This window comes from Lactobacillus sp. N54.MGS-719 (assembly GCF_000980505.1).
GTDB classification, from domain to species: Bacteria; Bacillota; Bacilli; order Lactobacillales; family Lactobacillaceae; genus Lactobacillus; species Lactobacillus amylovorus.
The window spans coordinates 1-11,530 of sequence record NZ_LARO01000046.1 but is presented as its reverse complement, the minus strand read 5'-3'; the positions used below and the strand labels follow the sequence as shown (position 1 = coordinate 11,530).

The following is an 11,530-nucleotide window of genomic DNA, read 5'->3' as shown; positions in this document are numbered from 1 at the left end:
GAAGATATCGATACAACAGAACCTTATTACATGAACCTGCTATTCGGCTTTGCCCGTGGTTTGAACTCCAAGCAATATGCGATGCAACTGGTAACGGATCCTGATCAGATTGAAAAGGGCCGTGCCGATGGCTATTTGATTACTGGTGCGCGTAACAAAAACTATGACATGTTTGATAAGCTGGATAAGCCATTTGTTTTATTTGGTGAAAATCACCGCGGCTATGATTTCGTTGATAGCGATAATCAAATGGCAGAAAAAATGGCCACGCAGTATGCCTTAGATCGCCTGTATAAGCACATTATTTTTATCGGGATCGATATTAAGGAACCTTTTGAATACTCACGTGAAGCCGGCTATATTAACACGCTGCAGCAACACCAATTAATTCCGCAGATTTATCGTGTGGCCAACCACAGTCACGTGGCAGAAAAAGTTGTTCGTGAACACTTTAAGGAGTTCAAAAAGGATACCTGTTTTATCTGTGCTAGTGACCGTATTGCAATTGGTGTTGTGCGGACATTGCAGAGCCAAGGCGCACGAATTCCAGAAGATTTTGGTGTAATCGGCTTTGATGGCGTCTTCTTGGACCAAGTTTCAAATCCTAAATTGACCACGATTAAGCAGCCAATTTTTGAAATGGGCGAAATGCTGGCCAAGATGCTTTTGCAAAAGATCGCCCAATCAGGTTCACCCCAAGGCGAGATTATGTTTAAGCCTAAATTAGTTAGACGACAAACAACTAGATAGATGGAAATGCACATTTGACACAAGTCGTGTGCATTTTTTGATTTGAAAAATCTTTTCATATCGCAAATGAAAGCGCTATACTTAAAACTAAGAGATAAGTTATAGAGAATCAATTCGGAAACAGAGGTCAGGTTATGAAAAAAGTTTTAGCAATTAATTCAGGTAGTTCATCTTTTAAATACAAGTTATTTTCTTTTCCAGATGAAAGAGTAATCGCTTCAGGTATGGCTGATCGTGTAGGAATGGAAAATGCGGTATTTAAGATTAAACTTAGCAATGGTAAAGAGTACATCAAAAACACAGCAATTCCTAACCAAGCTGCAGCCGTTAAATTATTAATGGATGATTTGAAGAAATTCAATGTAGTTAAAGACTTAAAAGAATTTGCTGGTGTAGGCCACAGAGTCGTTAACGGTGGTGAAATCTTCAAGGATTCAGCCCTGATTGATCAAAAGAAACTCCAACAAATCTTTGACTTGGGTGACTTGGCACCATTGCACAATATCCCTGAAGCTACAGGTATCAAGGCTTTCATGGAAACTATTCCTAGCGTGCCACAAGTAGCTGTATTTGATACTTCATATCATACAAGTCTTGACCCAATTCATTACCTTTATTCAATTCCTTATAAGTATTACAAAGAAGACAGCATCCGTAAGTATGGTGCACACGGTATTTCAGTTGAATATGTAGCTCGCCGTGCTGCCAGAATGATGGGCAAGAACCCTAACATCGTTAAGTTAATTGTTTGTCACTTGGGTTCAGGTGCTTCAGTTACTGCAGTTAAAAACGGCAAGTCCTTCGATACTTCAATGGGCTTCAGTCCTTTGACTGGTGTAACAATGGGTACGCGTAGCGGTGACTTTGACCCATCTGCTTTGCAACAATTGATGCATAAAACAGGTATGTCAATTGATGATGCCGTTGATATGCTTAACCATGAATCTGGTTTGCTTGGTATCTCAGGCATTTCATCTGACATGCGTGACTTGATCGAAAGCAAGGAAAAGAGAGCTAAGCTTGCTCGTCGTATCTTTATTAACCGTGTTGTTCGTTATGTTGGTGCATATGCCGCAGAAATGGACGGCGTTGACGGTATTGTGTTTACTGCCGGTGTTGGTGAACACGATTCAGGCGTTCGTGCTGGTGTAATGTCATACTTGAAGTACTTAGGTTTAAAACCAGACTACAAGGCTAACAGAACTAACGGTGAGAAGTTTATTTCAATGCCGGATTCAAAGGTAAAGGCTTTGGTTGTGCCAACAAACGAAGAGTTGATGATTGCTCGCGAAGTCATCCGTTTGACACGTTAACAAAAAATATTGCTAGACAATGAGTGCATCCCCAAACAGGGATGCACTTTTTTGATACCGCTAACATATCACTATGTGTTGAAAACGGTTTCTTCAATCAACTAAAATATGCATGGAGGAAAAATTATGGCACATTGGTACGATCACGCAATTATTTATCAAATTTATCCTAAGTCTTTCCAAGATAGCAACGATGACGGTATCGGCGATCTTAACGGTATTCGCAAACGTATCCCATATTTAAAGAATTTGGGCATCAACGCAGTGTGGCTGAATCCTATTTTCGTTTCGCCTCAAGTAGACAACGGTTATGATGTCTCAAATTACTTTGCTATCGATCCTCACATGGGGACGATGGAAGACATGGAGAACTTAATTAAGGACTTACACAAAGCAGGCATCCATCTCATCATGGACTTCGTTTTGAACCACACTTCAGATCAACATCCTTGGTTCCAAGATGCAATTAAGAATCCAGATAGCCTGTATCGTGATTACTATATTTTCGCTGGGCACGACAATAAGCGTCCTAACAACTGGGGATCATTCTTTGGTGGCAGCGTATGGGAACCAGATCCAGCTGGAACCGGTCAATCATATTTCCACTTGTTTGACAAGCGCATGCCAGACCTTAACTGGAAGAACCCTGAAGTACGTCACGCAATGCTTGAAGTGGCTGAATTCTGGCTTAAGAAGGGGATTGATGGTTTACGTCTTGATGCCTTTATTCACATCGGCAAGGCTGATTTAAGACAAAACTATCCTACTGTTGATGGCAATACCGAGCCAGTTGTCGCAGAGCCGTTCTTTGCCAACTTACCACAAGTGCAAGAGTGGATGAGACCATTCTGTGAACAAATCAAGCAAGATTATCCTGATGCATTGCTGTTAGGTGAAGCTGCCAGTGCAAGTGTCAACTTGGCCGTTGATTATACTTCAAAACGTAATCATTTAATGGATAGCGTAATCACATTCCGCTACTTCACTGAAGATGATTCAAATGTCGACAAGCGTTTTTCAGCCCAATACCAACCTAAAGATCTTGATATGACAGCCTTTAAGCAAAACCAAGTTGTTTGGCAACAAACTTTAGCTGGTGTATCTCAACCAACTTTGTACTGGAATAACCATGATATGGCTAGAATTGCGACTAGAGTTGCTAAGACACAAACGCAGGCTAAGAGTTTGGCTATGTTGATGTATTTGCAACGCGGAATTCCAGTTATCTATTACGGTGAAGAGCTTGGCTTGAAGAACCTGCACTTTGATAACGTTGATCAATTTGAAGATCAAACTGTTGGCCCTTGGCTTAAGGATGCAGAAAAAGTCATCGGCAAAGACAAGGCTTTAGCCATGGTTAGCGACACGCATAAATTGCCAGCTCGTGGTCCAATGCCATGGAATGACACTAAGAATCACGGCTTTACCGAAGGAACACCATGGATAAACGGAACTAGTCAAAATGATGCTACGGTAGCTAGCGAAGTTAACGCCGATGGCAGCATGTTTACTTTCTATAAAGATATGTTGGAACTTAAGAGAGAAGCTTTGTTCCAAGACGGCACTTACTACATGATCTCAACTGATAAAAACAGTTACGTATATCAAAGAGACTTAAACGATGAAAGTGCCATCGTAGCTGTTTCATTAAGTGATAAAAAGACGAAGATCAAGCTTCCTGCTGGCTATACTACAGAAGTTTTGAAAGCCGGAGAATACAAATTAACTGACGGAGTATTAACCTTGATGCCTTATGCAGGCGTTGTGTTGAAAAAGGAGAATTAAAATATGCAATTAGCTGCTTTAAAGCACCGAAGTGAGAGTGAAGATAGTTTTGTAATTGATCCTAAGCACGTTCGCGTTCGTTTTCACAGTGCAAAGGGCGATGTTGAAAAGGTAATTGTTCACTACTGCGATAACTATTTGCCACTGAAATACGCAAAAACGATTGAAATGGATAAAATCGGCGAAGGACAAGTAGAAGATCACTGGGGTGCTACGCTTGAAGCACCATTTCACCGTTTAAAGTACACCTTCGAAGTTATTGGTAAAGATGGTACCAGCGTAGTTTACGGTGATCGTGCTATCAGCAGCGACATCGAAGCCGCAGTTAATAAAGACGGATCATACTTTAAGATTCCATATTGTCATGAAATCGATATGGTTAAAACACCTGAATGGGTTAAGCATACCGTTTGGTATCAAATCTTCCCTGAACGTTTTGCTAACGGCGACAAGTCTAACGATCCAAAGAATGTAAAGCCATGGAACCCATCCGATCATCCTGGCCGTGAAGACTACTACGGCGGTGACTTACAAGGTGTGCTCGACCACTTAGACTACCTTAAGAAGTTGGGCGTTAACGGCTTGTACTTCTGTCCTATTTTTAAGGCTGGTTCAAACCACAAGTACGACACAATCGACTACTTACAAGTTGACCCAGAATTCGGTGATAAAGATTTGTTTGCCAAGGTGGTTAATGAAGCTCACGCTCGCGGCATGAAGGTTATGCTTGACGCGGTATTCAACCACTTGGGTGACAAGTCAATGCAATGGCAAGATGTAGTCAAGAATGGCCCAAGTTCACGTTTTGCTAACTGGTTCCACATTAATAAGTATCCAGTTGAACCATATCATGACCCATTGAAGGGTGAAGGCGACCCACAATTTGATACCTTTGCTTTTGAAAAGCACATGCCAAAATTGAACACTGCTAATCCAGAAGTGCAAGATTTCTTGCTTGAAATCGCAACCTACTGGGTAAAATACTTTGATATTGATGCATGGCGCCTTGATGTGGCTAACGAAGTAGACCACCACTTCTGGAAGAAATTCCACAAGGCAGTTACCGACATTAAGCCAGACTTCTATGTTGTAGGTGAAATTTGGCACTCAGCACGTCCATGGCTTAACGGCGATGAATTCACTGGCGTTATGAACTACCCTTACACTTTGCAGATCGAAGATCACTTCTTTAAGAACAAGTTGACTGCTACGCAATTGACTAGAAGATTGACCGACCAATTGATGAAGTACAGGGATGAAACCAATGCCGGCATGATGAACATGCTTGATTCGCACGACACAGCCAGAATTTTAACTGTGGCTAATGGTGATCAAGACTTGGCATTACAAGCTCTTGCTTTTGAATTTATGCAAAAGGGTAGTCCATGTATTTACTACGGTACTGAAATGGGCATGTCCGGCGGCAACGATCCAGATTGTCGTAAGCCAATGGACTGGTCAAAAGAAGATGGCCCAGTATGGCAAAGAGTTCACAGCTTGATTGAATTCCGTTTAAAGCATGATGAAACCTTTGGTAAAGGCCAAATTAAGTTATACGTAACAGAAGATGGCTTAATTGAAGTCGATCGAGCAGGCAAAGAACAGATTCATGCCTACTTTAATACCACAAAAAAGAATGTAAAAATTTCTTGTGAAAATGCATTTAGTCAAAATTATGAAAATGGCGAATTAGCTCCAAAGGGCTTTGTAGTCGAGGTTCGTTAAAAGTTACTTTTAATAAGCAATCTAAAAGAAGGTAGATTAAGTTCTGCCTTCTTTTTTGATTAATTAATTCTGATACCGGTAACATGCGTTTTGATATTGTAAACCGCTTTCAATTCAAGGATAATGAAAGCGTAAACAAAAGAGCACATCAATAATTTGCGGGAGATATGTAATTTATGAAACGAATTTTTGAAATTGACCCTTGGAAGGTAATTACCCATAACTTCGATCCAAAAGATAAAAGATTGCAAGAAAGTATGACTGCAATCGGTAATGACTACATGGGTATGAGAGGAAACTTTGAAGAAGGTTACTCAGGTGACAGTCTTCAAGGTACATACTTAGCTGGGGTTTGGTTCCCAGACAAAACTGTAGTTGGTTGGTGGAAGAACGGTTATCCAAAATACTTTGGTAAGACCCCTAACGCACCAAGCTTTATCGGTATTGGAATTACAGTAAATGGTGAAAAGGTCGACTTAGCTAAAGTAAAATTTGACGATTTTGAATTAGCACTCGATATGCACCAAGGCCTTCTTACAAGAAGCTTTGTTTATGAAGGCAAGGACGTTAAAGTAAAATTTGAATTTGAACGTTTCCTTCACATCATTCAAAAAGAAGCTGCTTTGATCAAAGTTAAAGCGACTGTACTTGAAGGTCACGCAAAGATTGATTTTGATTCAACTTTAGACGGTACTGTTGTTAACGAAGACAGTAACTACGGTGATCGCTTCTGGATTCCACTTGGCGAAGACAAGGATGAAAAGAGCATCCAAGTTAAAACTAAGGCAAATCCTTATGACGTTCCACAATTCACTGTTTTGCTTAAAGAAAGCTTACGTCATAACGGTGAAACGGTTAACGGCGACGTTACTACTGAAGATGCAAAATTAAGCGAAAAGTTTTCAGTAGACTTAAACGAAAACGAAAGTTACGAACTTGAAAAAGATGTCATTGTTGTAACTAGCCGTGACGTTGAAGACAAGGATCAAGCTGCTGTAGCTGACAACTTAATGAAGAAACTTCAAGCAAAGAGCTTCGATGAAAACTTAGCAGATCATACCGAAGCTTGGAAGAAGCGCTGGGAAACCAGTGATGTTGAAATTGCCGGCGATGATGCAGCTCAACAAGGTATTCGTTTCAATATTTGTCAATTATTCATGACTTATTACGGCGAAGACAAGCGCTTGAACGTTGGTCCTAAAGGCTTTACCGGTGAAAAGTACGGTGGTGCTACTTACTGGGACACTGAAGCTTACATCGTTCCAATGTACTTAGCCGTAACCAAGCCAAGCGTTACAAGAGCACTTCTTCAATATCGTCACGATCAATTGCCAGGTGCTTACCATAACGCTAAGGAACAAGGTTTGCCAGGTGCATTATTCCCAATGGTTACCTTCAACGGTATTGAATGTCACAACGAATGGGAAATCACCTTTGAAGAAATTCACAGAAATGCGGACATTCCTCACGCAATTGCTATGTACACTGATTACACTGGCGACGACAGCTACGTTAAGAACGAAGGTATGGACGTCTTAGTTGGTACCGCAAGATTCTGGGCAGCTAGAGTTCACTGGTCAAAGTGGCGTAACAAGTACGTAATGCACGGTGTAACGGGTCCAAACGAATACGAAAACAACGTCAACAACAACTGGTTCACCAACACTATGGCAAGATGGCTCCTTAAATATACTTTGGAACGCTTGCCACTTGCCACTAAGGAAGCTCAAGAAAGAGTTCACGTAACTGATGAAGAAAAAGCTAAATGGCAAGACATTGTAGACAAGATGTACTTACCAGAAGATAAGGAACGCGGCATCTTCTTACAACAAGATGACTTCTTAGACAAGGACATTCGTCCAGTTAGCGAAATTGAAGATCAACGCCCAATTAACCAACACTGGTCATGGGACAAGATCTTAAGATCACCATTCATCAAGCAAGCCGATGTTTTACAAGGTATCTACTTCTTGAACGATGAATACACGATGGAACAAAAGGAAAAGAACTTCGACTTCTACGAACCATTAACAGTTCACGAAAGTTCACTTTCACCATGTATTCACTCAATCTTAGCTGCTGAACTTGGCAAGCAAAAGAAGGCTGTTGAGCTTTACCAAAGAACTGCTCGTCTTGACCTTGATAACTACAACAACGATACCGTTGATGGTTTGCACATCACTTCAATGAGTGGTTCATGGCTTGCAATTGTTCAAGGCTTCGCAGGTATGCGTTACGACCACGATCAATTGAAGTTCAACCCATTTGTTCCTGAAGGCTGGGATCACTACAGCTTTAAGATTAACTACCGCGGTCGTTTGATCGAAGTTTATGTTGATCATGAAGGAACTAAGCTTACTTTGCTTAAGGGCGAAGACATTGATGTCTTAGTCCATGATAAGAAAGTTACTCTTAAAGAAGGTGAAACTACAAATGCTTAAAGGATTGTTATTCGATTTAGATGGTGTTTTAACCAACTCAGCTAAGTTTCACCTTACAGCTTGGAACAATTTAGCTAAGGAATTAGGCATTACCTTAACGGATGCTCAACTTGATAGCTTACGTGGTATTTCAAGAATGGATTCACTTAACTTGATCTTGAAATACGGCGGTCAAGAAGACAAATACACTGAAGCAGAAAAAGAAAAATTCGCTGCAGAAAAGAACGCTAAGTTTGTTGAACAAGTTGAAACAATGACGCCCAAGGACATCTTGCCTGGTATTCCTGAATTATTAGCAGATGCCAAGAAGCAAAACTTAAAGATGGTAATTGCTTCTGCTTCAAAGAATGCACCTAAGATTTTAACTAGATTAGGCATCATGGATGAATTTGATGGAATCGTTGATCCAGCAACTCTTCACCATGGTAAGCCAGATCCAGAAATTTACATCAAGGCGCAAGAAATTGCTGGTTTAAAGGCAAACGAAGTGATCAGCTTCGAAGATGCTAAGGCCGGTGTTGAAGCAATTAAGGCTGCTCATCAATTTGCAGTCGGCATTGGTGATAAAGAGCTTTTAAAGGAAGCTGACTACATCGTTCCAACAACTGCTGATCTTAAGCTTAGTGAAATTGAAAAAGTTTTTGAAGAAAAAGAATAAAAGTTAGAGAGTAGGGGAAACAATGGTTGAGGTTGATTTAAACCATATTTACAAGAAATACGAAGGAAACGATAAGTATTCTGTAAATGACTTTGACTTACATATTAAAGATAAGGAGTTCATCGTTTTCGTTGGACCGTCTGGTTGTGGTAAGTCAACTACATTAAGAATGGTTGCTGGTTTGGAAGACATCAGTAAAGGTACTTTGGAAATTGATCACAAGGTAATGAACGATGTCGCTCCAAAGGATAGACACATTGCGATGGTTTTCCAGAACTACGCTTTGTATCCACATATGACCATTTACGACAACATGGCCTTCGGACTTAAGTTGCGTCACACACCTAAGGATGTCATTGACAAGAAGGTTAAAGATGCAGCTAAGATGCTTGGCCTAGAAGAATACTTGGACAAGAAACCAGGTGCTTTGTCAGGTGGTCAAAGACAGCGTGTTGCATTAGGACGTGCGATCGTTCGTGCCGCACCTATCTTCTTAATGGACGAACCTTTATCAAACCTTGATGCTAAACTTCGTGTAACAATGCGTACCGAAATTGCCAAGCTTCACCAAGAATTGGGTACTACAACTATTTACGTTACCCACGACCAGACTGAAGCTATGACCTTGGCTGACAGAGTTGTTGTTATGTCTGTTGGTCATGTTGAACAAATCGGTTCACCACTTGAGGTTTACAACAAGCCAGTTAACATGTTCGTTGCTGGATTCATTGGTTCCCCTCAAATGAACTTCTTCAATGTTCACTACAAGGACGGCCGTATTTCAGACGGTAAAGGTTTGAACATCGGTATCCCTGAAGGTAAAGCAAAGATGCTCAACGAAAAGGGCTACAACGATAAAGATTTGGTCTTCGGTATTCGTCCAGAAGACATCCACTCAGAAGAAGCGTTTATGGAAACTTGGCCAGACTCAGTAATTGAATCAAAGGTTGTTGTTTCAGAACTTTTGGGTGCAACCATCCAACTTCACCAAGAAGTCGATGGTACTGAATTTACTGCTATTGTAAATTCACGTGATTATCACAAGCCAGGTGACATGGTCAAGATGGGTTTCGATGTTAACAAGGCTCACTTCTTTGACAAGGACACCACAAAGGCTATCGTTAACTAATTTAATTTATTAAAGCTTACAACCATATGTAGCAAAGGCTACTGTTGTTAAGAAATTGTTTATTGTTTTGATTTTTTAGGAGGAAAAAGTCATGAAGTTTTGGAAGAAAATGGCTTTAGGTAGTACTGCTGTTTTAGCTGCTATGTCACTTGCAGCTTGTTCAAACGGCTCATCAAATTCATCAAGTAGTAGTAGTAGCTCAAACAAGAGTGCTAATTTGACCCTTTGGGTAGATACTGAACAAGTTCCTTACTACAAGCAAATTGCTAAGGAATTTACTAAGAAGAACAAGAACATTAAGGTTCGTGTTGTTCAAAGTCCTAACGGTTCAGCTAACGCTAAGACTGATGTTGGTAAGGACCCATCAAAGGCTGCCGATGTATTTGAAGTTCCTAACGACCAATTAGGTCAAATGGCTGAAGCTGGTTACATTAACCCACTTTCACCTTCAGCAACTAAAGACATTAAGGCTAACTACATTAGCGTTGCATCAAAGGGTGTAACTTGGAAGAACAAGATTTACGCATTCCCATACGCACAACAAGCTCAAACTATTTACTACAACAAGTCTAAGCTTTCTGCAGATGACGTTAAGGATTGGAAGACTTTAACCTCTAAGGGTGTTGTAGCTACTGACTTTACTAACGCATACGTAATGTGGCCAGTAATGTTCTCAGCAGGTACAAAGCTTTACGGTGACAACGGTGAAGACCTTAAGGGCTCAACTATGAACTCACAAAACGGTGTAAACGCATTGAAGTGGTACGCAGCTCAAAAGAACAACAAGGGCGTAATGCAAACTTCAAACGCTTTGAACCAATTGAAGAAGGGTAACGCACAAGCTATTCTTGATGGTCCATGGAACGCAGCTAACATTAAGAAGATCTTAGGCAAGAACTTCGCAGTTGCTAAGTATCCTAAGATTGATGTTGGTGGTAAGAAAGTACAAATGGAAGCATTCCTTGGTATCGAAGGCTTCGCAGTTAACTCACACACCAAGAATGCTAAGGCTGCTTCAGATTTAGCTGCTTACATCACTAACAAGAAAGCTCAATTAATTGCCCACAAGGAAGCTGGTCAAATTCCTGTACTTAAGGCTGCTGTAAACTCAAGCGCTGTTAAGAGTGACCCAGTTGCTGAAGCTGTAATTGAAATGGCTAAGCCAGGTAACTCAGTATTGCAACCAATGCTTCCACAAATGGCAACATTCTGGAACGAAGCAGCTCCACTTATCAGTGGTACTTACGACGGCAAGATCAAGCCAGCACAATACAAAGCAAAGCTTGCTAAATTGCAAAAAGATATTTCAAAGAAATAATTTAAATCAAATATTTCTTAAAGCATAAGCAAAGGTTGGCAAAAAATTCCAACCTTTTTGCCTAAGAAGGGGAGAAGTTATGTTTCTAAAGAAAAAGCATGTAGCTCCTAAAGCAACATATCGCGAAGTATGGTCTAAAGGCGATGCTGCTACCAAATTATCATTCTTTATAATGGGTAGTAACGCCTTATCCAACAAGCAATGGGCAAAAGGTCTCGTATTTCTGATTTCAGAAATTGTATTCATTGCTTGGTTCGTACTTAGCGGTGTTCCAACTTTAAACTCGTTAGCTACATTAGGTACTGATAAAACAAAACATACTAATCTAGTGTTGGATGATTACTCGACGGAGTAGTCGTTCAACACTTTTTCTTTTACTATGTAAAGTGGAGATGAAGCCAATGCCGTGAC

Annotated in this window: 8 protein-coding genes and 1 pseudogene; all 9 read left to right on the top strand. The window is 40.5% G+C overall.

All coding sequences use genetic code 11. The annotated features are described in order from the left end of the window. Window positions 1-750, top strand: a 750-nt coding sequence (locus WS44_RS07675) for a LacI family DNA-binding transcriptional regulator (protein WP_046433908.1), incomplete at its 5' end; no start/stop codon positions are given. A gap of 134 nt (window positions 751-884) precedes the next feature. Beyond that, window positions 885-2,063 carry an acetate kinase gene (locus WS44_RS07670; RefSeq protein ID WP_014566220.1) on the top strand — a complete coding sequence of 393 codons (1,179 nt, stop codon included), beginning with the start codon at window positions 885-887 and terminating at the stop codon, window positions 2,061-2,063. Window positions 2,064-2,189: 126 nt separating this feature from the next. Then, entirely contained in the window at window positions 2,190-3,848 is a 1,659-nt protein-coding gene (locus tag WS44_RS07665; RefSeq protein WP_014566219.1) for an alpha-glucosidase, read from the top strand. A 3-nt stretch (window positions 3,849-3,851) separates the two neighbouring features. Beyond that, window positions 3,852-5,573: a glycoside hydrolase family 13 protein gene (locus tag WS44_RS07660; protein WP_013438719.1), complete on the top strand. Its 1,722-nt coding sequence runs from the start codon at window positions 3,852-3,854 to the stop codon at window positions 5,571-5,573. Between the two features lie 176 nt (window positions 5,574-5,749). Beyond that, window positions 5,750-8,014 carry a glycoside hydrolase family 65 protein gene (locus tag WS44_RS07655; protein WP_013438718.1) on the top strand — a complete coding sequence of 755 codons (2,265 nt, stop codon included), beginning with the start codon at window positions 5,750-5,752 and terminating at the stop codon, window positions 8,012-8,014. Next, a complete protein-coding gene (gene pgmB, locus WS44_RS07650) occupies window positions 8,007-8,672 on the top strand; it encodes a beta-phosphoglucomutase (protein WP_013438717.1) in 666 nt (221 codons plus the stop codon). The genes WS44_RS07655 and pgmB overlap by 8 nt, the downstream gene beginning before the upstream one ends. 22 nt (window positions 8,673-8,694) lie before the next feature. Continuing rightward, window positions 8,695-9,801 (top strand): sn-glycerol-3-phosphate ABC transporter ATP-binding protein UgpC, encoded by a 1,107-nt coding sequence (ugpC, locus tag WS44_RS07645; RefSeq protein WP_013438716.1) that lies wholly within the window; start codon window positions 8,695-8,697, stop codon window positions 9,799-9,801. 91 nt (window positions 9,802-9,892) lie between these two features. Continuing rightward, on the top strand, window positions 9,893-11,119 hold the full coding sequence (locus tag WS44_RS07640; RefSeq protein WP_013642539.1) for an extracellular solute-binding protein: 1,227 nt from the start codon (window positions 9,893-9,895) through the stop codon (window positions 11,117-11,119). Between the two features lie 79 nt (window positions 11,120-11,198). Then, window positions 11,199-11,420 (top strand): annotated as a pseudogene (locus tag WS44_RS07635) (sugar ABC transporter permease); the annotation flags it as partial. Window positions 11,421-11,530 lie beyond the last annotated feature (110 nt).

What these genes read in the sequence shown, in the direction of transcription:
- WS44_RS07640 (WP_013642539.1), top strand. Translation starts at nt 9,893, where the DNA reads ATGAAGTTTTGGAAGAAAATGGCTTTAGGTAGTACTGCTGTTTTAGCT.
- pgmB (WP_013438717.1), top strand. Translation starts at nt 8,007, where the DNA reads ATGCTTAAAGGATTGTTATTCGATTTAGATGGTGTTTTAACCAACTCA.
- ugpC (WP_013438716.1), top strand. Translation starts at nt 8,695, where the DNA reads ATGGTTGAGGTTGATTTAAACCATATTTACAAGAAATACGAAGGAAAC.
- WS44_RS07660 (WP_013438719.1), top strand. Translation starts at nt 3,852, where the DNA reads ATGCAATTAGCTGCTTTAAAGCACCGAAGTGAGAGTGAAGATAGTTTT.
- WS44_RS07665 (WP_014566219.1), top strand. Translation starts at nt 2,190, where the DNA reads ATGGCACATTGGTACGATCACGCAATTATTTATCAAATTTATCCTAAG.
- WS44_RS07670 (WP_014566220.1), top strand. Translation starts at nt 885, where the DNA reads ATGAAAAAAGTTTTAGCAATTAATTCAGGTAGTTCATCTTTTAAATAC.
- WS44_RS07655 (WP_013438718.1), top strand. Translation starts at nt 5,750, where the DNA reads ATGAAACGAATTTTTGAAATTGACCCTTGGAAGGTAATTACCCATAAC.